General features: G+C 71.6%; 22 protein-coding genes. 12 read left to right on the top strand and 10 right to left on the bottom strand.

The window, feature by feature from the left end:
* The first annotated feature begins 14 nt into the window (after positions 1 to 14).
* The gene (gene kdpC, locus AB0E24_RS09965; protein WP_359375924.1) at positions 15 to 644 is read left to right on the top strand and encodes a potassium-transporting ATPase subunit KdpC; all 630 of its coding nucleotides are present in this window, start codon (positions 15 to 17) and stop codon (positions 642 to 644) included.
* Positions 645 to 659: 15 nt separating this feature from the next.
* On the opposite strand, the gene AB0E24_RS09970 is transcribed toward kdpC, so the two are convergent.
* Positions 660 to 1,094, bottom strand: coding sequence for a tautomerase family protein (locus AB0E24_RS09970; RefSeq protein WP_069872520.1), 435 nt, complete (start codon positions 1,092 to 1,094; stop codon positions 660 to 662).
* Between the two features lie 111 nt (positions 1,095 to 1,205).
* On the opposite strand from AB0E24_RS09970, the gene AB0E24_RS09975 reads away from it, so the two are divergent.
* The 3 genes from AB0E24_RS09975 to AB0E24_RS09985 all read left to right on the top strand — a co-directional run bounded on the left by AB0E24_RS09975 (position 1,206) and on the right by AB0E24_RS09985 (position 3,689).
* On the top strand, positions 1,206 to 2,114 hold the full coding sequence (locus tag AB0E24_RS09975) for a LysR family transcriptional regulator (protein WP_359375926.1): 909 nt from the start codon (positions 1,206 to 1,208) through the stop codon (positions 2,112 to 2,114).
* Positions 2,115 to 2,173: 59 nt separating this feature from the next.
* Positions 2,174 to 2,776, top strand: a complete 603-nt coding sequence (locus tag AB0E24_RS09980; protein WP_079259526.1) for a TetR/AcrR family transcriptional regulator — start codon at positions 2,174 to 2,176, stop codon at positions 2,774 to 2,776.
* A gap of 148 nt (positions 2,777 to 2,924) precedes the next feature.
* A complete protein-coding gene (locus AB0E24_RS09985) occupies positions 2,925 to 3,689 on the top strand; it encodes an SDR family NAD(P)-dependent oxidoreductase (RefSeq protein ID WP_359375929.1) in 765 nt (254 codons plus the stop codon).
* A gap of 181 nt (positions 3,690 to 3,870) precedes the next feature.
* Here the strand turns inward: AB0E24_RS09985 and AB0E24_RS09990 are convergent, their stop codons facing one another.
* Genes AB0E24_RS09990 through tkt form a run of 4 tightly spaced genes read right to left on the bottom strand, consistent with a single transcriptional unit; the run spans position 3,871 to position 9,458 of the window.
* Positions 3,871 to 4,845, bottom strand: a complete 975-nt coding sequence (locus AB0E24_RS09990) for a zinc-binding dehydrogenase (protein WP_359375931.1) — start codon at positions 4,843 to 4,845, stop codon at positions 3,871 to 3,873.
* 42 nt (positions 4,846 to 4,887) lie between these two features.
* On the bottom strand, positions 4,888 to 6,351 hold the full coding sequence (gene zwf / locus AB0E24_RS09995; RefSeq protein ID WP_079259523.1) for a glucose-6-phosphate dehydrogenase: 1,464 nt from the start codon (positions 6,349 to 6,351) through the stop codon (positions 4,888 to 4,890).
* Complete coding sequence (gnd, locus tag AB0E24_RS10000) at positions 6,348 to 7,382, bottom strand: phosphogluconate dehydrogenase (NAD(+)-dependent, decarboxylating) (protein ID WP_069872532.1); 1,035 nt, start codon at positions 7,380 to 7,382, stop codon at positions 6,348 to 6,350. Before gnd ends, zwf begins: the two co-directional genes overlap by 4 nt.
* Before the next feature lie 27 nt (positions 7,383 to 7,409).
* Positions 7,410 to 9,458: a transketolase gene (gene tkt / locus AB0E24_RS10005; protein WP_069872534.1), complete on the bottom strand. Its 2,049-nt coding sequence runs from the start codon at positions 9,456 to 9,458 to the stop codon at positions 7,410 to 7,412.
* 306 nt (positions 9,459 to 9,764) lie between these two features.
* On the opposite strand from tkt, the gene AB0E24_RS10010 reads away from it, so the two are divergent.
* Positions 9,765 to 10,439 carry an HAD family hydrolase gene (locus AB0E24_RS10010; protein WP_069872536.1) on the top strand — a complete coding sequence of 225 codons (675 nt, stop codon included), beginning with the start codon at positions 9,765 to 9,767 and terminating at the stop codon, positions 10,437 to 10,439.
* 111 nt (positions 10,440 to 10,550) lie between these two features.
* Here AB0E24_RS10010 and AB0E24_RS10015 read toward each other — a convergent pair whose 3' ends face one another.
* Positions 10,551 to 10,850, bottom strand: a complete 300-nt coding sequence (locus tag AB0E24_RS10015) for an aldo/keto reductase (RefSeq protein ID WP_434101034.1) — start codon at positions 10,848 to 10,850, stop codon at positions 10,551 to 10,553.
* A gap of 85 nt (positions 10,851 to 10,935) precedes the next feature.
* Between AB0E24_RS10015 and AB0E24_RS10020 the strand changes: the two genes are divergently transcribed.
* Positions 10,936 to 11,931 (top strand): LacI family DNA-binding transcriptional regulator, encoded by a 996-nt coding sequence (locus AB0E24_RS10020; protein ID WP_359375936.1) that lies wholly within the window; start codon positions 10,936 to 10,938, stop codon positions 11,929 to 11,931.
* A 66-nt stretch (positions 11,932 to 11,997) separates the two neighbouring features.
* On the opposite strand, the gene AB0E24_RS10025 is transcribed toward AB0E24_RS10020, so the two are convergent.
* Positions 11,998 to 12,879, bottom strand: a complete 882-nt coding sequence (locus AB0E24_RS10025) for a LysR family transcriptional regulator (RefSeq protein ID WP_069872541.1) — start codon at positions 12,877 to 12,879, stop codon at positions 11,998 to 12,000.
* An 80-nt stretch (positions 12,880 to 12,959) separates the two neighbouring features.
* Between AB0E24_RS10025 and AB0E24_RS10030 the strand changes: the two genes are divergently transcribed.
* Positions 12,960 to 13,949 carry an EamA family transporter gene (locus AB0E24_RS10030; RefSeq protein WP_359375938.1) on the top strand — a complete coding sequence of 330 codons (990 nt, stop codon included), beginning with the start codon at positions 12,960 to 12,962 and terminating at the stop codon, positions 13,947 to 13,949.
* Entirely contained in the window at positions 13,946 to 14,578 is a 633-nt protein-coding gene (locus tag AB0E24_RS10035) for an NAD(P)-dependent oxidoreductase (protein WP_100805741.1), read from the top strand. The genes AB0E24_RS10030 and AB0E24_RS10035 overlap by 4 nt, the downstream gene beginning before the upstream one ends.
* Positions 14,579 to 14,647: 69 nt before the next feature.
* Here AB0E24_RS10035 and AB0E24_RS10040 read toward each other — a convergent pair whose 3' ends face one another.
* Together AB0E24_RS10040 and AB0E24_RS10045 are read right to left on the bottom strand one after the other, a co-directional pair.
* A complete protein-coding gene (locus tag AB0E24_RS10040; RefSeq protein WP_359375941.1) occupies positions 14,648 to 16,564 on the bottom strand; it encodes an amidohydrolase in 1,917 nt (638 codons plus the stop codon).
* A gap of 166 nt (positions 16,565 to 16,730) precedes the next feature.
* On the bottom strand, positions 16,731 to 17,963 hold the full coding sequence (locus AB0E24_RS10045; RefSeq protein WP_208974114.1) for an Acg family FMN-binding oxidoreductase: 1,233 nt from the start codon (positions 17,961 to 17,963) through the stop codon (positions 16,731 to 16,733).
* A 219-nt stretch (positions 17,964 to 18,182) separates the two neighbouring features.
* On the opposite strand from AB0E24_RS10045, the gene AB0E24_RS10050 reads away from it, so the two are divergent.
* Both AB0E24_RS10050 and AB0E24_RS10055 read left to right on the top strand, forming a co-directional pair.
* The gene (locus tag AB0E24_RS10050) at positions 18,183 to 18,857 is read left to right on the top strand and encodes a CBS domain-containing protein (RefSeq protein ID WP_069872547.1); all 675 of its coding nucleotides are present in this window, start codon (positions 18,183 to 18,185) and stop codon (positions 18,855 to 18,857) included.
* 113 nt (positions 18,858 to 18,970) lie between these two features.
* Entirely contained in the window at positions 18,971 to 19,828 is an 858-nt protein-coding gene (locus AB0E24_RS10055; protein WP_099015417.1) for a universal stress protein, read from the top strand.
* A gap of 160 nt (positions 19,829 to 19,988) precedes the next feature.
* Here the strand turns inward: AB0E24_RS10055 and AB0E24_RS10060 are convergent, their stop codons facing one another.
* The gene (locus AB0E24_RS10060; protein WP_359375944.1) at positions 19,989 to 20,759 is read right to left on the bottom strand and encodes a class I SAM-dependent methyltransferase; all 771 of its coding nucleotides are present in this window, start codon (positions 20,757 to 20,759) and stop codon (positions 19,989 to 19,991) included.
* A 277-nt stretch (positions 20,760 to 21,036) separates the two neighbouring features.
* Here AB0E24_RS10060 and AB0E24_RS10065 point away from each other — a divergent pair, with 277 nt between their 5' ends.
* Both AB0E24_RS10065 and AB0E24_RS10070 read left to right on the top strand, forming a co-directional pair.
* Complete coding sequence (locus AB0E24_RS10065) at positions 21,037 to 21,957, top strand: DMT family transporter (RefSeq protein WP_232564811.1); 921 nt, start codon at positions 21,037 to 21,039, stop codon at positions 21,955 to 21,957.
* Between the two features lie 95 nt (positions 21,958 to 22,052).
* Positions 22,053 to 24,398 (top strand): glycoside hydrolase family 65 protein, encoded by a 2,346-nt coding sequence (locus AB0E24_RS10070; protein WP_102936918.1) that lies wholly within the window; start codon positions 22,053 to 22,055, stop codon positions 24,396 to 24,398.
* Positions 24,399 to 24,400 lie beyond the last annotated feature (2 nt).

The raw sequence follows: 24,400 nt of genomic DNA on the forward strand, positions 1-24,400 counted from the left end.
CAGAAGGCACCGCCATGACCAGCTCGCTCTCCCCCGTGGTCCGCAACCATCTGTCCGCCCTGCGGATCCTGCTCGTGCTCACCGCCGTCACCGGTGTCCTCTACCCGCTGGCCGTCACCGGAGTGGCCCAGGGCGCCTTCCCGTACCAGGCCAACGGCTCACGGATCACCCGGCACGGCACGACCATGGGCTCCACCCTCCTCGGCCAGAACTTCACCCTCCCCGAGGACCGCCGGAGGAACTCCGGCCGGGCGCCCGGGCCCGATCCCGCGTGGTTCCAGCCCCGCCCGTCCACCGGCGGCTACGACCCGCTGGCCTCCGGCGCCTCCAACCTCGGCCCCAACAACCCGGTGCTGGTCCGCACGATCGAGGCGCGGCGGGCCGCGGTGGCGAGGTTCGACGGTGTCGATCCCCGGGATGTCCCGGCGGACGCCGTCACCGCCTCCGGCTCCAGCCTCGATCCGCATATCTCCGCGGCGTACGCCCATGAGCAGGTGAACCGGGTCGCCCGGGCCCGCGGTCTGCGGCCGGCGACCGTGCGCGCGCTGGTCACCGCCCACCTCCAGGGCCGTGTCCTCGGTTTCCTGGGCGAGCGGCGGGTGAACGTCGTCCAGCTCAACGCCGCGCTGGCCAACCACCGTTGAGGCGTTTGGCGGGCCTCAGTCCGTGGTGGCCGCGGTGTCGCCGAGCACATGGTCCATGCGCTCGTCAAAGCCCGTCCGGGGGTTGACGGTGCGGCCGGCCGCCCACCAGTTCTCGCGGTTCGTCTCGACCACGCAGAGCATGATGTCCTCCTCCGGGACGTCCGCGTACAGCCGGAGGTTCTCGCGGATGGCCGCGAAGAGATCCGCCTTCTGCCCCGGGTCGCGATCGTTGAAGAACAGCTGGATGAACATCGCGCCCTCGCCGCGCCGGATGCCGAAGGACACCGGCTGCGTCTGGACGTTCTCCGGCTTGAGCTCGTGGATGAGGTGGAACTGGTCGTCCTGCGGGACCTTCAGGACGTCCACCATGGACCGGTGGATGCCCAGCGAGACGTTCCGGCGGTGCTCCGGGGTGGTTCCCTCGCGCATGTAGATGTTGACCAAAGGCATGGTGTCGTTCCGTTCTGCTGTGGTGTGCCCTCCACGCTAGGAACCGCGGAGACATTCCGCCAACGAATGTCCCGCATGGCAGGTATGCTGCGTGCTCATGGACATGCGCTCATGGACGTGACCCTGGCCGGGCTGCGGGTGCTGCGCGAGGTGGCGGAGCGGGGCACGATCACCGCCGCGGCCGAGGCGCTCGGGTACACCCAGTCGGCCGTCTCCCGGCAGGTGGCCGGGCTGGAGCAGGCGGCCGGCGCCCGGCTCTTCGACCGCCACCCCGGCGGTGTGCGGCTGACCGGCGCGGGCCGCGCCCTGCTGCGCCACGCCGTGGTCGCGTTGGACGCGCTCGACGCCGCCGACCGGGAGTTGCGCGGGGCGGGAGCGGCGGACGGCCCGGTCCGGCTCGGCTTCTTCCCCACCGCGGGAGCCGTTTTCGTGGCCCGCGCGCTGGCGGCGCTGCGCCGGGACCACCCCCGGATCCGGGTGTCCACTCGGGAGGGCACCACCCCGTCGCTGGTGCGGGCGCTGCGCGCCGGCACGCTCGACATCGCCCTGCTGTCCTCCAGACCACCGCACCGCTCCCCCGACACCGACGCCCCGCCGCTGCGCGTCGAGCCGCTGCTCGAGACCCGGCTGGCGGTGGCGGTCCCGGCGAGCGGCCGGTTCACCGGGCGCGACAGTGTCACGGCCGAGGAGATCGCGGACGAGCCATGGATCGCCAGCCCGGCCGGTGCGCAGGAGCCGCTGCTCGGCGTGTGGCCGGGGCTGCCGGGACGGCCCCGGGTCCGCCACACCGCCCGGGACTGGCTGACGAAGCTCCGCCTGGTCGCGGCCGGGGCGGGCATCACCACCGCCCCCTCGACGCTGCTTCCCGCCGTCCCGCCCGGTGTGCGTATCGTCGCCGTCGAAGGGGTCGCGGAGGAGTGGCGGCGGGTCAGCCTGGCGCATTCGCCGGGGCCCGCCACGGAGTCGGCGAACGCGGTGGTGCGCGTCCTGCGGGAGGAAGCCGCCGAGCTGGCCGACTGATCCGGCCGGGCGAGGCCCGTAGACTGGACCAGCCAGTCCAGTCGAGAGAGGGCGACGCCATGCGCAAGGAGCTGACGGCGAAGGGGAAGGCCACCCGGAACCGGATCATCGAGGGCGCGGCCGAGGTGCTGCGCGAGAAGGACGTGTCGGTGGCCACCCTCGACGACGTCATGGCCCGCACCCGCACCAGCAAGAGCCAGCTCTTCCACTACTTCCCCGAGGGGAAGGACGAGCTGCTGCTGGCGGTCGCCCACCACGAGGCCGACCAGGTCCTGGAGGACCAGCAGCCGTATCTGGGCTGCCTGGACTCCTGGGAGGCGTGGCAGCGGTGGCGCGATGTGGTGGTCGAGCGCTACGAGGAGCAGGGCGAGCGGTGCCCGATGGGCTCGCTGGTCCTCCACCTGGGCCGCTCCACCCCGGGCGCCCGGGATGTCGTGGTGACGTTGATGCGCCAGTGGCAGGCGAGCCTGGCCACCGGGATCCGGGCCCTTCAGACGGCCGGACACCTGCCCGCCGACCTGGATGTCGAGCACCGCGCCGCCGCACTGCTGGCGGGCCTCCAGGGCGGTGTGGCGATCCTCCAGTCGACCGGTCGGGCCGACCATCTGCGGGCCGCGCTGGACCTCGGCATCGAGGATCTGCGGCGCGCCGCCGCGGCCTGACCTGTTTGGACTTGCAAGTCCATTTTTTTCTTCGCACAGTGGCATGGCCCCCGGGCGGATCCGGGCGGTGTCCCGCGCGGATGGCCCGATCGAGGTCATGCCCGCAGGGCGTCGATGGTGCGGTGAACGAACGTGGCAGGAGCGCGTGATGAGTGGACGACTGCATGACAAGAGGGCCCTGGTGACCGGCGCCACCAGCAACATCGGACGGGCGATCGCGGAGCGGTTCGCCGCCGAGGGCGCACATGTGGTGGTGTCCGGCCGCAGCGCCGAGCGGGGCGCGGAGGTCGTCGACGCCATCCGGGCGCGGGGCGGCCGGGCCGACTTCGTACAAGCGGATCTGGACGGCAGCGCCGAGGCGTCCCGCGCACTGGCCGATGAGGCGGTGTCCGTCCTGGGCGGAGGCATCGACGTCCTGGTCAACAACGCCGGTATCTTCCCCGGTGACAGCACCCCGGACACCGATGAGAAGAGCTTCGACCGGGTCTACGCGGTGAATGTGAAGGCCCCGTTCTTCCTGACCGCCGCGCTCGCCCCGGCCATGGCCGAGGCCGGCGGAGGAGCGATCATCAACCTGGGGTCCTGGGTCGCCCGTCTGGGCATCCCCGTCGGCGCGCTCTACAGCTCCTCCAAGGGCGCGATGGAGACCCTGACCCGGGCCTGGGCCGCCGAGTTCGGCCCGCGGGGTGTGCGGGTGAACGCGATCTCCCCCGGGGTGGTCCACACACCCGTGCCCGGCGCGGCGCACCCGGCCGAGAACATGATGAAGGGCACCCCGGCCGGAGGCATCGGACACCCGGAGGCCATCGCACACGCCGCGGTCTACCTCGCCGGTGACGAGGCCGCGTTCGTCCACGGCATCGTGCTGGACGTCGACGGCGGGCGCACCACGGCGGCCGTCCTGGCGGCGTAGCCGCACACCGCGGGCCGGTCGACCGGCCCGACCCACCGGGGGTGCCGCGCCGGCCGAGCGCGGCGCCCCCGGACGCCGTCCGGGCGAGCGTGTCAGCGCCTCGCGTATCCGTCGGCGGGCCGGGACAGCTGACGGGCGCGCCGGGCGGACGGCCGCGTCGCCGAGCCCGCACGGTGGCGGGTCAGTCCAGGACGACGACCATCTTGCCCTTGGCCTCGCCCGCCTCCATCACCCGGTGCGCCTCGTGGATGTCCTCGAACCGGAACACCCGCGAGGGCTTCGCCTTCAGCCGGCCCGCCGCCACCTGCTCCGCGATCGTCTGGAGCGGGACATCGGACAGCGGGAAACCGGGCTTGCCGAACACAAAGCTGCCGAAGAAGGTGAGATACACCCCGCTCGCCATCTGGAGCAGGGGGTTGAAGTCCCTGATCGGGTCGAGCCCGCCGAGCCAGCCCGCCAGACAGGCGCGGCCACCCCGGCGCAGCATGGCGAGGGAGTCGAGAATGGTGCTGTTGCCCACCAGATCGAGTACCGCGTCGATCCGCTGGGCCTCGGGGATCCGCCCGGAGAGGTCCGGGCCCTCCAACTCGGCCCGCTCCACGCCGAGTTCCTCCAGCAGGGCGAACCGCTCGCGGTTGCGTGAGGTGCCGATGACGCGCGCTCCGGCGTTCACCGCGAGGTTGACGGCGGCCTGGCCGAAGGCCGAGGTCGCTCCCCGGATGACCAGGGTTTCCCCGGGGGCGATCTCCAGATTGCGGAACAGACAGGTCCAGGCGGTCGCGTAGGTTTCCGGGATGACGGCCAGTTCGGCCCACGGCAGACCGGACTCGATGGTGGCGACATTCGATACCGGCGCCTTGGTGTATTCGGCGTAGCTGCCGTTGATGGTGCGTCCGAGGCCGCCCATCAGCGCGGCCACCTTCGCCCCGACGGGGAACTCACCGCCGGGGCAGGATCTCACCAGGCCGACGCACTCGATACCGCTGACCTTCGCGGCCTCGGCCCATTCGCCCCTGCGCATATGCGTCTCGGCGTGGTTGAGGCCGAACGCCCTGATCTCGATGACCACATGGCCGGGCTCGGGCTCGGGCTCGGGGAGTTCGGTGTAGACGAGGCTGTCCGGTCCACCGAACTTCTCGATGACGATGGCACGCACGATATCGCTCCTGTCAGCGAGAGCCTTCCGCGGCGCCCGAGGTCATGCGCCGGTTCCGGACACGACCTCGGCGGCGTCCGGCAGATGCCACAGATCCGGTGCGATCAGTTCGCTGATGGCGGGCTCCGGGCCCCATGAGCCGGGGGCGTACGTCTGGATCGGCGGTGGGTTCTCCAGAAGGGAGGTCGACGCCGCCCAGATGTGTTCTATGCCGTCGGACCGGGTGAACAGCGACTGGTCGCCCAGCATGGCGTCCAGGATCAGGCGTTCATAGCCCTCGAGTCCATTGGCCTCGCAGTAGGAGCCGGCGTAGCCGAAGGCCATCGTGACCGGTTCGAGCCGCATGGCGGGGCCGGGCTCTTTGGCGAGGAAGCGGGTGGCGATCCATCCGGGGTCCCCGAAGTCGATCACGATCTTGTTGCCCCGGTACTTCTCCTGATCGGCGAGGTCGGTGGCGAACATCCGCAGGGGCGGCTCGCGCAGCCCGAGAGTGACCACCTGGCGCCCCTGTGCGAGGCGTTTGCCGGAGCGCAGGTGGAACGGGACTCCGGCCCACCGCCAGTTGTCCAGCTCCACCCGCAGCGCGGTGAACGTCTCGGTCCGCGAATCGGCGGCGACACCCGGTTCGTCGAGGTAGCCCTCGTACTGGCCGCGCACCACATGCTCGGGCCCGATGGGGCGCAGCGCCTCGAACACCTTGTCCTTCTCGTCGCGCAGTGGCTTGGCGGCGAGCGAGACCGGTGGTTCCATCGCCACGATGCCGAGCACCTGTATCAGATGGGTGACGACCATGTCCCGGAAGGCCCCGGTGCCTTCGTAGAAGTGGCCACGGCCCTCGATGCCGAGCGTCTCGGGCACATCGATCTGCACATAGTCGATGTGGTTCCGGTTCCAGATGGGTTCGAACATGCCGTTGGCGAATCGGAGGGCCAGGATGTTCTCCACCGACTCCTTGCCGAGGAAGTGGTCGATCCGGAAGACCCGGGATTCGTCGAAGACGGCGTGGATCGTCTCGTTGAGCGCCCGCGCCGACACCAGATCGGTGCCGAAGGGCTTCTCCACGATCACCTTGCCGTTCTCCGCCAGCCCCGTATCGCCGAGCATCCCGACGATGGACCCGAACGCGGAGGGCGGGATGGCCAGGTGGAACAGTCTGCGCGACGGCCCGCCGAGGGAGTCCTCCGCCGTCCGTACGGCCGCGAGCAGCGGACCCGGGTCCTCGGGGTCGGCCGCGCCGAAGGACAGCGACTCCTCGAAGGTCTTCCACACCGGCCCGGACGGCTTGGACCGTCCGAAGGCGGCGATCGCGTCGTGCGCGAGGGTGCGGAACGCCTCGTCGCTCATCGCGGACCGGTGCGGGGTCGAGCCCACGATGCGGTAGCCGTCGGGCAGCAGGCCCGCCGTGGCGAGGTGGAACAGTCCCGGGAGGAGCTTGCGCTTGGCGAGGTCGCCCGTGGCGCCGAAGAGCACGATCACATGGTCGTCCGGTCCCGTCGGTCCCGTCATGACCCGGTCCCCTTCTCGGCGTGTCCGCCGAACTCACTGCGCATGGCGGACAGGACCCGGTCGGCGAATTCGCCGAGGCCCCGGGACTGGAACCGGTCGGTGAGCGCGGTGGAGATCACGGCGGCGGGTACGCCCTCGTCGATCGCCGCCCGTACCGTCCACCGCCCTTCGCCGGAGTCCGAGACACGCCCGGTGAACTCCTCCAGCTTCGGCGAGCGGGCCAGTGCGTCCGCGGTGAGGTCGACGAGCCAGGAGCCCACGACCGAGCCGCGGCGCCACACCTCGGCCACCTCGCCGACGTCGATCTCGTACTGGTACGCCTCCGGCTCGCGCAGCGGGGTGGTCTCCGCGTCGGCGGTGCGCTTGCGCAGCCCGGCGTCGGCGTGGTCGATGATGCTGAGCCCCTCGGCGATCGCGGCCATCATTCCGTACTCGACCCCGTTGTGGACCATCTTCACGAAGTGCCCGGCTCCGTTCGGACCGCAGTGGAGATAGCCCTGGGGCGCGGTTCCGTCGCCGTGTCTGCTGGGTGTCGGCTCGGCGGAGCCGGTGCCGGGCGCGATGGTGCGGAAGATGGGGTCGAGCCGGGTCACGGGCTCGTGCTCGCCGCCGATCATGAGGCAGTAGCCGCGCTCGAGTCCCCAGACGCCGCCCGAGGTTCCGCAGTCCAGATAGTGCAGGCGGTGCGGGGCGAGCTGGGCGGCGCGGGTGATGTCGTCGCGGTAGTAGGAGTTGCCGCCGTCGATGACGGCGTCGTCCGGGTCGAGCAGCTCGGTGAGCTGATCGAGGGTGGGCTGTACGACGGCGGCGGGCAGCATGAGCCACACGGCCCGTGGCCGTTCCAGCCTCGCCACCAGGTCGCCGGGCGAGCGGGCGGCGACCGCGCCCTCGCCCTCCAGCTCCCTGACCGCGCTTTCGTTGACGTCGTAGACCACACAGCGGTGGCCGTCGTGCATGAGCCGGCGCACGAGGTTCGCGCCCATCCGGCCGAGCCCGATCATGCCGAGCTGCATGGGGGTGTCGGTAGCCATGTGCTCTCCTGTCGCGTCGTTGCCTGCTCAGCCCGAAGCCACCAGCTCGCGTGCCACCTGCGAGACGCGCTCAGGGGTGAATCCGAACTCGGTGAGCAGCTGTTTGAGGGGTGCGGAGGCCCCGAAGGTGTGCATTCCGACGATGGCCCCGGCGCCGCCGACATACCGGTCCCAGCCGAGCGTGGAGCCCTCCTCCACCGCCACCCGCCGTGTCACCGAAGGCGGCAGCACCTGATCGCGGTACTCCCGCGGCTGACGGTCGAACAGCTCCCAGCACGGCATGCTCACCACCCGGGACGCGATGCCCTCGGCGGTGAGCTCCTCGTGCGCGGCCAGCGCGAGCGCCACCTCGGAGCCGGTGGCGAGCAGGATCACCTCGGGCTCGCCCCGGTCCGCGTCGGCCAGTACGTAGGCGCCCCGCGCCACACCGCTCGCCGCGCCGAGCCGGTCGCGGTCGAAGGTGGGCAGGGCCTGGCGGGAGAGGACCACCGCGGCCGGCGCCCGGCGGAGGGCGGCGACCACGCGCCAGGTCTCGGTGACCTCGTTGGCGTCGGCGGGCCGGAACACGAGCAGCCCCGGTGTCGCCCGCAGCCCCGCGAGCTGTTCGACGGGCTGGTGGGTGGGACCGTCCTCGCCGACCCCGATGGAGTCATGGGTGAAGATGTGCACCGTGGGGATCTCCATCAGCGCGGAGAGGCGAATGGCCGCCTTCGCGTAGTCGGAGAAGATCAGGAAGCCGGACCAGTACGGACGGAGCTTCGTCAGCGCCATTCCATTGGCGACGGCGGCGGCCGCGTGCTCCCGGACACCGAAGTGCAGATTGCGCCCGGACCGGTCGTCGGGCTCGAAGTCGCCCGCCCCGCCGAAGGTGAGGCGGGTCTTGGTCGACGGTGTCAGATCGGCGGACCCGCCCAGCACCCAGGGCACCGCCTTGGCCACGGCGTTCAGCACCCGGCCCGAGGAGTCGCGGCTGGCCAGGCCCTTCGGATCGGCCGGGAAGGTGGGCAGCGCGGCCTCCCAGCCGTCCGGGAGCTCACGGCGCTGGATCCGCTCCAATTCGTCGGCGAGATCGGGGTACGCGCTGCGGTAGGCGTCGAACGTCTTCTCCCAGGCGGTGCGCAGCTCGGCGCCGCGCGCCCCGATGCCCCGCGCGAACCAGTCGGGCACACCGTCGGGTACATGGAACGCGGCGTCCGGCGGAATGCCGAGGACACGCTTGGTGGCCCTGACCCCCTCCGGCCCGAACGGCGCCCCATGTGCCTTCGGCGAGTCCTCGACCGGCGAGCCGTAGCCGATATGGCTGTGGACGAGGATCAGGGTCGGACGCTCGGTCTCGGCCCGGAAGGTGTGGAAGGCGCGGCTGATCCGGCCGAGGTCGTTGGCGTCGGCGACGGTGGTCACGTTCCAGCCGTAGGCCAGGAAGCGGGCGGCGACGTCCTCGGTGAAGGTGATGTCGGTGTGGCCCTCGATGGTGACCCGGTTGGAGTCGTAGATCCAGCACAGGTTGGACAGCCGCAGATGGCCGGCGAGCGAGGCCGCCTCCGAGGAGACGCCCTCCATCATGCAGCCGTCCCCGGCCAGCGCGTACACATCGAAGTCGAAGAGCGTGAAGTCGTCGCGGTTGAACCGCGCCGCCAGCCACTGGCCGGCGATCGCCATGCCGACGGAGGTGGCGACCCCCTGGCCGAGCGGGCCGGTGGTCGTCTCGACACCGCTGGTCCACCGGTACTCGGGGTGGCCGGGGCAGCGCGAGTCGAGCTGCCGGAAGGACTTGAGATCGTCCAGGGTCACCGCCGGACGGCCCAGCACCTCGTAGTCGGGGTCGACCGTGCGGACGCCGGTCAGGTACAGCAGCGACCAGAGCAGGGCGGAGGCGTGGCCCTCGGAGAGCACGAAGCGGTCGCGGTTCGGCCAGATGGGGTCGTCGGGGTCGAAACGCAGAAACCGCTGCCACAGCGTGTACGCGACGGGCGCCATCCCCATCGGCGTTCCGGGGTGGCCCGAATTCGCCTTTTGGACCGCGTCCATGCACAGTCCGCGGATGGTGTTCACCGACAGCGTGTCCAGGTCGGTCATGGCTACGCCGCCCTCCGTGCGCTCGATGGATGTCTGCGCTTGTGCGCTGCGTCGGCGGGCCTGGCGGAGGGGGCCGGAGCCGGCCCGTGGCCGCGTGATGCGGCCGGTCCGGTTCGGAAGGGACCGCCTTGCCAGGCACGCTGGTTGGGCGTTCAACCGGATGTGGGCCATCTCACTCGCCCACTCCCACCAGCCTAGGCTCGCCCGTATCCACCCTCAACTCCGGCCGGCGAGGCCGCCGCGCGACTGGCCGCTCCCGGTGCCATCGCGCACCCTGGAGAAGGCGGAATCGGAGGAGAACGAACCATGGCCGGACCGATAGCAGCGCTCTTCGACATCGATGAAACCCTGGTCCACACCGGAGGCTCGGGGAGGCGGAGTTGGGCCTGGGCCTTCGACCGGTTGCACGGTGTGGCCGCCGATATCGGCGAACACACCTCGGCCGGGGAGACGGATCCGCAGGTCGGCCGGAAGACGTTCCTCGCCGTGCTCGGCCGCGAACCCAGTCACGATGAGATGGCCCGCCTGTACGCCGCGTATCTGTGGCACCTCTCGGAGGACATCCCGGCATCGGAGGGGTACCGCGTCCTGGACGGCGTCGAGGACACCCTGCGGCGGATCACGGACGCGGGGATCATCCTCGGGCTGATCTCCGGCGCGATGGAGGGCGCGGCCCGGATCAAGATGGAACGGGGCAGGCTGGGCCGCTACTTCGTGTTCGGCGCCTATGGCTCGGACTCCCCGGACCGGGCGGAGATCACCCGGCTGGCGATGGCCAAGGCCGCCCGGCTGCACGGGCACGACCTGACCCGCTCCGAGGTCTACGTGGTCGGGGACACCCCGCGCGACATCGAGGCCGCGCGCGCGGCGAACGCGACCGCGGTGGGGGTCGCCAGCGGCCACTACAGCGTCGAGGAGCTGCGTGCCGCACAGGCCGACCATGTGCTCACCGCGCTGACCGAACCGTTCCCGCGCATATGAGAACGGCCCGGGAGCGAAAGGCGTCCCCGGTGCTCGGCCCGACGGCCCGTGGGCGGCCTCCCCGCGCGGTGTACCGCTCGGCGCCGGGCTCCCCGGTTCGCCGGACACGGGTCATGACGATGTGAGCTCGTCGATCTCCGCACCGCTCAGGCGCAGTTGTGCCGCGGCCGTGTTGTCCTCCAGGTGGGCCACCTTGGAGGTGCCCGGGATGGGCAGTGTGACCTCGGAGTGGGCCAGGAGCCAGGCGAGGGCGACCTGGGCGGGGGTGGCGCCGTGGGCAGCGGCGATGCGGTCGACCGGTCCACCGGGCCGGGTGAGGGGCCGGGTGAGTCCGCCCGCGGCCACCGGGGCCCAGTGGTGCGACCAGGCCAGGCAGGACATCGCGGGCGCGGGTGGCCGCGACGCACCCACCCGCGGGTCCCCCGGGCCCGCCAACCCGCTTCGCCCGCCCTCGCGAGCGCCATCGGCGGGGGCCCGGGCGCGTATTCTGCCGGGCGTGTCCAGGGTGACGATCGCGGATGTGGCACGGGCGGCGGAGGTGTCGACCGCGACGGTGTCCAACGTGCTCAACGGCACGGGCCGGGTCTCGGAGCCCACGCGGGCCCGGGTGAAGGCGGTGGCGGGCGCGCTCGGATACGGCCCGGTGGGCGGCGGCGGGCGCACCCTCGGTCTCGCGGTGACCGCCCACGGCCAGAGCGCCTGGGACTTCGCGAGCGTGCCGTACTTCGCCCGGGCCATCAGCGCGGCCACCGTCGCCGCGCATCGGCGTGGCTACGCGCTGATGGCGATGCCCGCGGGGCCCGCCGAGCACATATGGCGCACCCTGCCGGCCGCCGGGGTGGTGGTGCTGGACAGTCCGCCCAGCGACCCCGTGGTGCGGCTGCTGCGCGCCCGCGGGCTGCCGCTGGTGTTCGACGGCCGCCCCGGCGATCTGGGGGCGCGGGAGACGTGGGTCGACAACGACCACGAGGCCATGACCCGCCATGTCCTGGAGCATCTGGCCGGGCAGGGCGCGGAGCGGATCGCGCTGATCGCCGGGCCCACCCAGGAGTACTACAGCCGCGCGAGCGCGACCGCCTACCGGAGGTGGTGTTCGCGGACCGGTGTGCGGCCGTGCGTCGTCCCGTTCGACGCGGACGACGACACGGGACGGGGGCTGGACGCCCTGCTGACCGGGGAGGGCGGGCCGGACGCGGTGTTCGGCCTGTACGACCCGTGCGGCCACCAGGTCCTGGAGGCGGCCGCGCGGTGCGGTCTTTCGGTGCCGGCGGACCTGATGGTGGTGTGCGGCAGCGAGGACCCGGCCTACGGCCGGACGGTCCCGCCCGTATCGACGGTGACACTGGGCCCGGAGCAGGCCGGTACGGCGGCCGTCGACGCGCTGGTCAGCCTGGTGGAGGATCCCCCGCACACACCACCGCCCGTGGTGATCGGCACCCGGCTGGAGGTTCGGGCCTCCTCGATGCGGCGAGGCCGCCGGGACGGGGCGTGACGCCTGCCGTCCCGGCTCAGGATTCCGTCCCGGCTCAGGGTCGTCCCGGCTCAGGGTCGTCCCGGCTCAAGATTCCGTCGCGGTGATGTCGAGGGCGGCGAGGAAGGCGGTCGCCGCGGGCGTACGCGTGAAGCGGCTCCAGATGACGTACTCGACGCGGGCCGGGGCGTCGGCCACCTCGATGGTGACGACACCGGCGAGCTGAGGCGCATAAGCCCTGGGGAGCATGGCCACGGCGAGACCCGGCCCGACGAGCCGGGCGATGAAGTCCGCGCTGGTCACTTCGAAGGCGACATCACGGCTGAGACCCGCCGCTTCGAAGGCCACGTCGGACTGGGCGCGTCCGGCCGTCCCGGCCGGGAGGTCCACGAACACCTCGGAGGAGAGCCTGCGCAGGTCGACCTCCGGCTCCCCGGCGAGTGGATGGTCCGGTGCGACCACGGCGACGAGCCGGTCCCGCGCGAGTTCATGGGCGGCCACGCCCCGTGGTCGTGCCGTGGTCGGCAGCCCGAGGAACGCCACGTCGATGGCTCCCTCCTTGACCTGCTCCACGAGGTCGTCGCTCGCGCCCACCCGCAGGCGGATGCGCACATGCGGATACCGCTCGCGGAAGTCCCGCAGCGCGCCCGGGATGTCGACGGCGGTGACGGTGGGGATCAGGCCCACGGCGAGCCGTCCGCGTACCTCTCCGACGGCCGCGGCGACCTCGGCGGCCGCTCGCTCCGCGGCGTCCAGACACTGGCGGGCGGCCGGGAGGAACGCCTCGCCGGCCGGTGTCAGCCACACCCGGCGGCTGGTGCGCTCGAAGAGTCGCGCGCCGAGTTCCTTTTCCAGGCGGGCGATTTGGTGGCTGAGGGCGGACTGGACGACCAGACACCGTTCGGCGGCCCGGGTGAAGCTGTTCGTCTCGGCGACCGCGACGACATAGCGCATCTGCTGGAGCTCCATGGATCCATCTTGAATCGAGATCCATGAGGTGACAAACATGTGTTGGACTCATCAATCGCCGCACGGCGACACTTCGAGGCATGACACGTCACACCACACAAGTGGCTTCCGGCGGAGCCGACGGTGTCCGCCACGGAAACCTGCCACGCACCGCCCTGACGGCGCTCGCCCCCTCGGTGTGGGGCACGACCTATGTCGTCACCACCGAGCTTCTCCCCCAGGGACATCCGCTCTTCGCGGGGTTCCTGCGTGCGCTGCCAGCCGGTCTGATCGGGCTGGCGATCACCCGGACGCTGCCGCGCGGAGCCTGGTGGGGCAAGGCCGCGGTGCTCGGCGTACTGAACATCGGGCTGTTCCTCCCGCTGCTGTTCATCGCGGCCGAACGCCTCCCGGGCGGGGTGGCCGCCACCCTGGCGGCGGCCCAGCCGCTCGTCGTCGCCGTCCTGGCCGTCACCGTGCTCCATGAACGCCTCTCCCTCTGGCGCCTCCTGTGGGGTGTGACGGGCGTCGCCGGCGTCGGGCTTGTGGTGATCGGGCCGAACGCGGCGCTCGACACCGTCGGCGTCGTGGCGGGGCTCGCCGGTGCGGTCACGATGGCGCTCGGCGTGACGCTCACCAAGCGCTGGGGGCGCCCCGCCGGGGTCGGTGCCACCGCCTTCGCCGGGTGGCAACTCACCGCGGGTGGCCTCTTTCTGCTGCCGCTCACCTTCCTGGCCGAGGGATCGCCTCCCGCGATCGACGGCAGCGCCGCCCTCGGCTATCTGTGGCTGGGGCTGGTCGGCGGTCTGATCACCTACGCGCTGTGGTTCCAGGGCATCACCACCCTGCCCGTCGCCTCCGTCGCGGTTCTCGCCCTGCTCTCGCCGCTGGTCGCGGCCGTTCTCGGCGCCATCGTGCTGGACCAGACGCTCGGCCCGATCCAGCTCGTGGGGTTCGCGCTCTCACTCGCCGCGATCGTCGCGGGACAGCTTCCCCCGCGCACCCGGCACACCCCGCGCGACCGACGCGACCGTAGCCCCCGTTCACACGACGCCGCCGCCACCCGCACTCCGGAAGGAACGCCTCAATGAAGATCGCCGTCGTCGGAGCCGCGGGCATGGTCGGCTCGCGCGTCGTCACCGAAGCCGCGAAGCGGGGCCATGACCTCGTCGCGGTGTTCCGCAAGAAACCACCGACCGCTCCGCCACCCGGGGTGAAAGCCGTCGAGGGCGATGCGAACGACCCCGGCCGCATGGGCGAACTCCTCCTCGGCGCCGACGCGATCGTGGCCGCCACCCGCCCCGCCCCCGGGCACGAACACACCGCCGTCACGACCACGACGGCCCTGCTCGCCGCGGCCGCCACGATCCGGACACGCATCCTCGTCGTCGGCGGCGCCGCGCCCCTGCGGGTCCCGGGCCACCCGGACCGGCTCGTTCTCGACAGTCCGCAGTACGTGCCGCCGCCGTACCGCGCCATCGCCGCCGCCAGCGCCGCGCAGCTGGACATCTGCCGAACGCACTATGCCGACTGGGTCTACCTCAGCCCACCGGCCCTCCTCGAACCCGGGCACCGCACCGGAAAGTACCGGCGCGGCACCACGACCCTCCTCACCACCGCCGACGGCGCGTCCCGCATCTCGGCCGAGGACCTCGCCGTGGCCGTCCTCGACGAACTCGAAATCCCCGGCGAGGAACGGCACTTCACCGTCGGCTACTGAACGCTCCGCCGGACGTGCCCGAACCGCGCCCGACTTCCACCGGTCCACGCGGGCCCGAGGGAGACCGGTCTACGCGGGCCCGAGGGAGAGAGGTGACGCCACGGGCCGCCGGCCGTGGCAGCCGCACGCGGCATGACGGCCGTGCACGGTGGCGAGGGAGACCGGCCGGGCCGCCGCGAACGACGCGGCGGACGCCTGGGCGCCGGGCCGCTCCGCGTCCCAGATACGCCTGCCGCCCGCAAGCGTCAACCGGACCTCCGTACCGGTGATGTCCTCGACCGGCACCCGGGTCACATCCCGGTCGAGCACGATCACATCGGCGGCCCGGCCCGGGGTGAGCACACCGGTCTCATGGTCGATACGGAGCTGATGAGCCGAGCCCGAAGTGTGCATGCGCAGACTGGTCGAGCGGCTGATGCCCTCCCGCTCCGGATACAGCGCCCCCTCCTCGCCCCGCCGGTCGACGGCGGTGCGGATCTGGTTGAAGGAGTCGAGCGGATCCACCGGCCAGTCCGATCCCCCGGACAGCGCCGCGCCGTGCCGCTCCAGGCTGCGCGCCGGATACATCAGCCGGTGGCGGTCCGGGCCGATGTAGGGCAGCAGGGCGTCCATCGTCCACACATTGCGCATCGCCCACTGCAACTGCATACAGGCGACCACACCCAGCGGCGCGAAGCGCCGGTAGTCGTCCGGGTGCACCAGTTGCAGATGGGCGATGGTGTGCCGGTTGCCACGGCGGCCATTGGCGCGTACCGCCGTCTCGTAGCCGTCCAGCGCGGTGCGCACCGCGCGGTCGCCGATCGCGTGTGCGTGCAACTGCCAGCCGGCCCGGTCCAGTACAGCGGCCAGCCGCCCGTACTCGGTGGCGGTGACGTACAAGTCGCCACGGTTGTCGGTGGGTTTGCCGTTGGCGTCGAGGTACGGCTCCAGCAGCGCGGCGGTCTGCGCGGGGTGCTCGATCACTCCGTCGAGGAAGACCTTCACCGTCCCGAAGCACAGCCCCGGCACCTGGCCATGGGCCGCTCGCTGCTCGTCGACGTGGGCCAGCGCGGCCTTCGGGTCGCGGATGAGGTCGGTGTCCAGGCGCAGCGCGGGAACGACCCGCTGCGGCAGCCGGTCGGAGGCGGCCAGATCGGCATAGACGCCGAGGGTTCCGGGCTCGGTGGCCGCGTCCATGTAGGTGGTGATGCCGTTGGCCGCGGCCTGGTGGAGGGCCTTCGCCGCGGCCGCGAGCGTCTTGTCCCGGTCGGGTGGCGGAATCACCGCCGCGACGATGTCCTGCGCGGTGTCCTTCAGCAGCCCGGACGGTGCTCCGGCCGAGTCGTGGACGATATGGCCCCCGGCCGGGTCCGGGGTGTTCGACGTGATCTTCGCCAGGTCCAGGGCGCGCTGATTGACCCACATGTTGTGGGCGTCCGAGCCCTTGAGCGCGATCGGCCGGCGGGTCGGCAGCGCGTCCAGGACACGGTGGTGGGTCTCGGTCCCGGCGGGCAGCCCCACCGGGTTCCAGTCCTCCACCACCAGCCATCCGTCCGGCTCCTGGCCCTCGCTCGCGTTCAGGAACCCGGTGAGCTCCGCCTGGAGCGCGGCCACGGTGTAGCTCTCATTGCCCAGGGACGGGTTGAGGGTGCGCGTCCCGGCCTCCAGGCAGTGGGCGTGCGCATCGATGATCCCCGCCATGACGGTGCCGCCACGGGCGTCCACGAAGTCCGTGTCCCTCCCGGCCAGACGGCGCACCACGGACGCCGGACCGACCGCGAGGATCCTCCCGTCCCGTCCCACGGCGAGCGCCTCCTGCCGGGGCAGGTACGGCAGCCCGGTCAGCACCCGCCCACCGTGGATGATCGTGGCGGCCGAACGGCGGGATCCGGACGGGCGACGGCCGGAGGCGGCGAACGCGCCGGAGGGGACGAGGCCGAGGGCACCCGCGGCCCCCGCCGCGCCCGCGGCCGCCAGCAGACGACGACGCGCCAGGTCAAGGCTCATGCTCACTCCCTGAGTGTGACGAGGTGTGACGCGTCAGCCTTGGTGATTAAGCACATAAGCAACAGCCATCCGGAACTGCCGATATAGCCCGTGGGCAAGGGCATCGGCAACGGATTCCGTGGCTCTATGCCGACTCGGACGCCCGGTTTCCGGCGCTCCTCCGGCCCTACGGCTCGAGATCCAGCACGTCGTCGACCGGCCGCCTGGGGGTCCGGGTGCCCGGAGGGCCGTAGCCGAGCCGCAGCACCATCTGCACATAGGCCATGCCCGACATCGGATCGCGCAGCGGCCACCGCAGGTCCCGCCACTCCAGGGCCTGGGTGACGAACGAGGCCGCCAGTCCGTCCAGGGTGGCGCGCAGCAGTACCCGCTCCACCGCCTGGCCGGTGCGCAGCCAGTCCACGGGACGGTCCTGTGAGGTGCTCAGCAGCGCCAGGTTGGGGACGGACTCGAAATCGGCGGTCGGGCGGCCGGGCACCGGCTTGCCGCCCGCGAAGTCGCGCACGGGCGCCTTGCCGATCCGGCGGCGGGGCCCGAAGGCGGACTCCGGGACCCCTTCGGTGGCCGGGCGTGTGTCGTCCGCGCTGCGGGTGAAGCGGGCCAGGTCGGCGGCGGCACCGGCGTCGGTGAGGTTGCGGGCCTCGGCCTCCTGCGCCAGCTCCAGTACGGACTGGAGATGCCAGCCGGAGGCGAAGGCCAGCGCGACATGCTCCCGGTGTGCGGCGTCGACGAGGGCGGCCCGCACGGCGCCGGGGATCTCCGTCTCGGCGAACGGGTACCGGCTGGTGTGCCGGGTGCGCACAGCGGGGTACAGCGCCGCCGGATCGGCCTCGTCGCCGAGCGGGCGGGTCAGTGTCACCGACGCGAGCAGCATCGGGTCACGGGGGTCGGGCAGCACCCGGGTGTCCGCCTCCCAGCCTTCGTGGGCCACCGCGACCCGCAGGTTCATCAGGGCCGCGCCACAGCCGATGTGCAGGGCGCGGAGTTCGGGGTCGGAGTGCGGCAGGGCACCCCGCAGATCGGCCCTGAGGTGGAAGACACGCCTGCGCCGGTGGTACTGGAACCGCCAGGGCTGGGCGTTGTGCATCGAAGGGGCGGCCGTGGCGTCCTGCACCAGAGCCATGATCACCGCTTCGGAGAGCGAACGGGCGCCGCGCCGCGCCGCCGCGGACACGCGCTGCCCGGCCGCCTCCCGCGGCTCTTCGGGCCCGTGTGCGATGGGGTGAATGTGTGCGTCCGGGCCGGGGAACACAAGGGTGACCTGCTCGGTGTCCGACCACCGCACGTCATAGGGAGGTGTCCCGTCGTCATGGTGGAGCCCGACGATCTCACCGTCGCGTTTGGTGGCACCGGTGGTGGGGCTTTCGACAATCAACTGGTCGCCGACGTGGGCACGCATCGAGATCCCGCCTCTCTGCCTGACATCTCCAATGTGGCACCGCGGGCGGAAGGTGTCCTGGGGGCGGAAAGCCCCCGGACGAGGGGCCGGATGGCCCCGTGGTGGGCCGGGTGGCCGGGAGAAGGTGCCATGAGGCTCATTCGGCGGCGGGCATGAGCTGGCAAGCTCGATAGGCGAACACCGGCCGACCCACCGTGAGTCTGCGAGAGGAGCCGGAACATGCACCACAGAACGGTCGGAGAACTCATGACGCGCCCGGTGGTCCAGGCGCCGCGTGAGATGCCGTTCAAGGAACTTGTAGGGCTGCTCACGGAGAACGATGTCACCGCCGTGCCGGTGGTGGACGGCTCGGGACGCCCGATCGGCCTGGTGTCCGAGGCCGATCTGCTGCGCAAGTCGGCCGGGCAGACCGACCCGTCAGGGCTGCTGCCGGTCCCGCGCCTGGAGGCGTGGGAGCGCGCGAAGGCGGAGGGGGCGAGGGCCGACGCGCTGATGTCGGCACCCGCCGTGTGCGCGCGTCCGGAGTGGACGGTCGTCGAGGCGGCCCGCGTGATGTCGGACCGGAACATCAGGCGGCTCCCCGTCGTGGACGAGACCGGCAAGCTGCTCGGCATCATCACCCGTGGCGACCTGCTACGGGTCTTCCTGCGCCACGACGACGCGATCCGCGACGAGATCGAGAGGGACCTGCTGCGCCGGACCCTGCGGCTGGCTCCCTCGGCCATGACGGTCGACGTACGGAAGGGCGAGGTCACGCTGGATGGATCGGTCGAGGCCAGAAGCCTGATCCCGGTCATCGTGCGGCTGTGCCGGAGCGTGGACGGGGTGGTCTCGGTGACCGAACACATCGCCTACGGCACGGATGACACCGGGGGCGCGGCCACGGCCGCGTAGACCCGGCCCAGGCGCTCTGGCAACCACACATCCCGGTATCCCGGTATCCCAGCATTCAGGTATCCGCGTATCCAGGTATCCCCGCATCCCCGCATCCGGCAGGAGGCACCGCCATGGAACAAGTGGTCACCGTGGGACTCGACGGCTCCGCCGAGAGCCTGGCCGCCGCTCACTGGGCCGCCGACGAGGCGGAGCGGCGCCAACTGGCGCTGCGCCTGACACATGCGTGGATCCTGCTGTGCCCGGCCACACCCGACAGCCCGGCGGCGGACGAACAGAACTACTGGGCGAAGCGGATCGTGCACGACGCGCACACCGAGCTGGCCCGCGACCATCCCGAGCTCACCATCATCGAGGACCTGGTCGCGGACGAGGCCGAGAAGGCGCTGCTCGACGCGGCGGCGCGGTCCCGCATGCTGGTGCTCGGATCGCGGGGGCTGGACCGGGTGGCCAGCTTCTTCCTGGGTGACATCGGCTTGTACACCATCGCCCGTGCGGAGCGGCCGGTGGTGCTGATGCGCGCGGGGCGGAAAGCGGACGGACACCGACGGCATGTGGTCGTGGGCCTGAGCCTGCACGGCCCCCAGGACAACCTCCTGGAGTTCGCCTACGTCACCGCGTTCACCCGCGATGTGCCCCTGCACGCCGTCCACGGCAGAAGGCCGGAGCGGGCGCGCGGCTCCGGCGCGGATACGGATTCCGACGTGGCCCGGGAGACCGCGGAACAGGCGCGCCGGGAAATGGACGAGGTGCTGCGGCCATGGCGGGAGAAGTTCCCCCGGGTGAAGGTCGTCGACGAGGTCCGGCTGGAGAGTCCGGCCCAGGCCATCGTGGAGGCCGCGGCCGACAGCGATCTGCTGATGGTCGGCCGACGGAAGCGCCCGCCCGCGCTGGGGCCCCGCCTGGGCCCCGTGGTACAGGCCGCGGTGCACCACGCGGACTGTCCGGTCGCAGTCGTCCCCCATGAGTGAGCGGGACTCGCTGAGCGAACGGGACCCGCTGAGCGAGCCGGACCCGCTGAGCGAGCGGGACCCGCGCATGGCCAGGGCCTGCGCATCAGCGGCCCTACGCACTCGCGGAATCCGCGCATGAGCGGGGCCCATGGATGGGCGGGCCCTGTCCTCGGCAGCCTCAGGTGCGGATCGCCACCAGCAGATCGACCACGTAGGTCTCCTCCACCGTCCCGTCCGGGAACATCTCGCTCAGCCGACCGCGCTCCTCGGCGAGAAACGCCTGGGTGCGGGCCTCGCCGAGAACGAGAAACGCCGAGTGGCTGGTGATGTTGGCGAGGTGCGTATCGAGGGAGACGACGCGGCTCCAGCGCACATGGCGGCGTGTGTGGCGCAGACCGGGGAAACCCGTGAGACCCGCGAGCCGGGCGGCCTGGCCGTCGTCGGGCCGCGCCCGAGGGCCCGGCTCCACACCGCAGTGGATCGCGATGCGTTCGGCCTGGGCGGCGATCCACGGCACATCGAAGGCCGTGGTGTTCCACCAGACCGCCAGCACGCCACCCGGGCGCAGCACCCGCAGCGCCTCGGGAACGGACCGCGCGGTGTCGGTCCAGTGCCAGGACTGCGCGTAGGTGATCAGGTCGCGGGAGGCGTCGGCGAGCGGCAGGGCGTTGCCGTCGCCCCGGACGATCGGCACGTCCGGAAGCGCGTGGCGGAACTGGGCCGCCATGCCCGCACCGGGTTCGACGGCGATCACATCGGCGCCGCGCTCGCGCAGCAAGGCGGTGGCGATGCCGGTGCCCGCGCCGATGTCGGCGACACGGGCGCCCGCGAGGGGGCGTCCGGCGAGTTCCTCGACGGTGTCCAGGAGTGCGGGCGGGTAGGAGGGGCGGTTCGCGGCGTACTGGGCGGCGGCCGCGTTGAACGAATGGGCGCGCGAGATGGCGGTCATACGCCCATCTTCGTCCTCTCGTCCTCTCGTCCTCCAAGCGGATCGGCGGAATCGGGGCACCTCAAGCGGAGCGCTCAGCGTGCCCGGTACGGGTTCTTCCAGGGGGTGGCGAGCGTCTTGCCGTCCGGGCTGAACGTCACACCACGGTTCGCGAACCCCGGCGGGGGCGGGACCGCCGTATCGGCGGAGGCCATCGTCCCGCGCGATCTGTGTAGCCTGGCCGGGGGGCCGACGGAGCGCACCGCGATGAACAGACGCGAGCCCGGGAGTGGTGCCCATGGTGACGATCATGCTGTCCATCCTGTTCGCCCTGCTCGCGGCCGGCAGCAACGCACTCGGGACCGTCTTGCAGCGGCGCGCGGCGCTCACCGTCCCCGCGTCACGGTCATTGCGCATCGGGCTGATCCGCGACCTGACGCATACCCCGGTGTGGTTCGGCGGGATGCTCGGTGTGATCTTCGCGGCCCTTTTCCAGGCGCTGGCTCTGGCCACCGGATCGCTGGCCGCCGTCCAGCCCATCTTCATCCTCGAACTTCCGCTCGCCCTGGTGATCGGGGGGATGGTCTTCCGGGTCGGAGTGACACGGGCGTCATGGATCCGCGTGGCCTGCATCGTCGGCGGTCTGGCCCTGGTCCTCTTCTCGCTGGCTCCCACCGGAGGGCGCGAGCAGGTGCCCGGGATCTGGTGGTGGCTGCCCGCGCTCGCGGTCACCGGAGGGATCGGCGCCGCCCTCGTTCTCACCGGTCTGCGGCGCCCGCCCGGTCTGATGCGGGCGGCCAGCCTCGCGGCGGCGGCAGCCATCGGAAACGCCGTCACCGCGGCGCTGGTCAAGTCGGCCATGGAGGTGCTCTCCACCCGGGGCACCGTCGCCTTCTTCACCGCGTGGCAGACGTACAGCTTCGCGGCGGTGGGCTCGTTCTCCCTGTTCCTGCTCGGGGTGGCCATGCAAGGGGGCCCGCTGATCGGCTCGCAACCCGCTTTGACGCTCGGCGATGCCACGGTGAGTTTCTGTCTCGGTGTGACGCTCTACGGAGAGCATCCACGCACCGGATTCTGGCTGCTACCGGCGCTGCTGGGGCTGGGTGTGCTGCTGTACGGAATCCTCGGGCTGTCCCGCACCCGATGCCTCGCCCGCTGCCTCGACCCGGGCAAGGACGAAGTCGACGCCATGGGACAGCCCGCGGCGGCGCGCGGATGATGTCACCGGTAAACTCGTGAATACGGTGAAGTCGGGCTTCCCGGACGCAGTGAGCATCGTGGCATCGGACTCTACGAGCTGCTGGAGGGTCGGAAGTGATCACTCACCATGCCTACGCCGTCGAGCCCTGGTGTCTTCGCGAGACCGAGCTCAACCTGGACGTACTGGCCCAGAGCGAATCCGTGTTCGCCGTGTCCAACGGCCATGTCGGCTGGCGCGGCAACCTCGACGAGGGCGAACCGCACGCCTTGCCCGGCAGCTACCTCAACGGTGTGCACGAGCAGCATCCGCTGCCGTACGCGGAGGGCGGTTACGGCTTTCCCGAGTCCGGGCAGACGGTGATCAACGTGACCAACGGCAAGGTCATCCGGCTGTTGGTCGACGACGAACCGTTCGACCTGCGCTACGGGCGGTTGCGGTCCCATGAGCGGGTGCTCGATCTGCGCACCGGGCTGCTCCACCGCGTGTGCGAGTGGACCTCGCCGGTCGGCAAGACCGTACGGGTGCGCTCCACCAGGCTGGTCTCCTTCACCCAGCGCGCCATCGCCGCGGTGGCCTACGAGGTGGAGCCGCTGGACGACCGGACGGACGTGGTCCTCCAGTCGGAGCTCGTCGCCAATGAGCAACTGCCCGAGCTCACCGGCGATCCCCGGGTCGGCGCGGCCCTGGAGTCGTGTCTTCTGCCCGAGGAGAACACCGCCTTCGACCTGCGGTTGCGTCTGGTGCACCGTACGGCGGTGAGCAATCAGCGGATCGCGGCCGCCGCCGACCATGTGGTGCGGGGCCCCGGATCCACCCAGATCTCGGGTGAGAGCACGGATGACGTGGGCCGTCTGACCGTCACCGCCGTTCTCGAACCCGGTGAGAAGCTGCGCATCGAGAAGTTCGTCGCGTACGGCTGGTCCGAGTACCGCTCGTTGCCGGCCGTGCGGGACCAGGTCGAGGCCGCGCTCAGCGGTGCGCGCAACACCGGCTGGCAGGGCCTGGTCGACCAGCAGCGGGAGTTTCTCGACGGCTTCTGGAGCCATGCCGATATCGAGGTCGAGGGCGACGCGGAAATCCAGCAGGCGGTGCGCTTCGCCCTCTTCCACGTGCTCCAGGCCGGCGCCAGGGCCGAACAGCGGGCGATCCCGGCCAAGGGCCTGACCGGCTCCGGCTACGACGGACACGCCTTCTGGGACACCGAGGCGTTCGTACTGCCACTGCTCACCTACGCCTCGCCGAACTGCGTGGCCGAGGCCCTGCACTGGCGGCAGAACACCCTTCCGGCGGCGCGCGAGCGCGCCCGGCAGCTGGGGCTGCGGGGTGCGGCCTTCCCGTGGCGCACGATCGATGGCGCGGAGTGCTCCGGCTACTGGCCGGCCGGCACCGCGGCCTTCCACATCAACGCGGATATCGCCACCGCCGCCGTGCGCTACGTCCGCGCCACCGGCGACACCGACTTCGAGCGGCGGACCGGTGTGGAACTGCTGGTGGAGACGGCCCGGCTATGGCATTCCCTCGGCCATCACGACTCCGGGGGCCGCTTTCACATCGATGGCGTCACCGGCCCCGACGAGTACAGCGCGGTGGCGAACGACAACACGTACACCAACCTCATGGCCCGGGTGAATCTGCGGGCCGCCGCCGACGCGGCCGAGCGCCACGCGGAGCAGGCCGCGGCGCTCGGTGTCGACGAGGCGGAGGCCGCCGGATGGCGGGACGCGGCCAAGGCGATGTTCGTGCCGTACGTGCGTGAGCTGGGCCTCCACGAGCAGTCGGCGGGCTACACCGCCCTCGACGTATGGGATTTCAAGGGCACACCACCCGAGCTGTACCCCCTGATGCTGCACTTCCCGTACTTCGACCTGTACCGGAAACAGGTGGTCAAACAGGCGGACCTGGTGCTGGCGATGTTCCTGTGCGGCGATGCCTTCGAAGCCGACGAGAAGGCGCGCGACTTCGCCTACTACGAACCGCTGACCGTCCGGGACTCCTCCCTCTCGGCCTGTGTCCAGTGTGTGATGGCCGCGGAAGTGGGTCATCTCCGTCTCGCCTACGACTACCTGGGCGAGGCAGCGCTGATGGACCTGGCCGACCTGGAGAAGAACACCCGCGACGGCCTGCACATCGCCTCCCTGGCGGGCACCTGGATAGGGCTGGTCGCGGGCTTCGGCGGGATGCGTGACTACGGTGAGGTCCTGTACTTCGCCCCCCGGCTGCCCGAAAGCCTCGACCGGCTGGCCTTCTCGCTGCGGTACCGGCGGAGCCGTCTGCGGGTCGACATCACGGGTTCGCGGGTCACCTACGCGCTGACGGCCGGCGAGCCCATCCGGATCAGCCACGCCGGAGAGGTCATCACCCTGTCCGCAGACGCCCCGCAAACCCGCCCCATCGAACCACCGCCGGTGATGCCCAGACCCGACCAGCCACCGGGCAGACGCCCCACACCCCGCGGCTGACC

The sequence above is a fragment of the Streptomyces malaysiensis subsp. malaysiensis genome (assembly GCF_040653035.1).
GTDB lineage: Bacteria > Actinomycetota > Actinomycetes > Streptomycetales > Streptomycetaceae > Streptomyces > Streptomyces malaysiensis.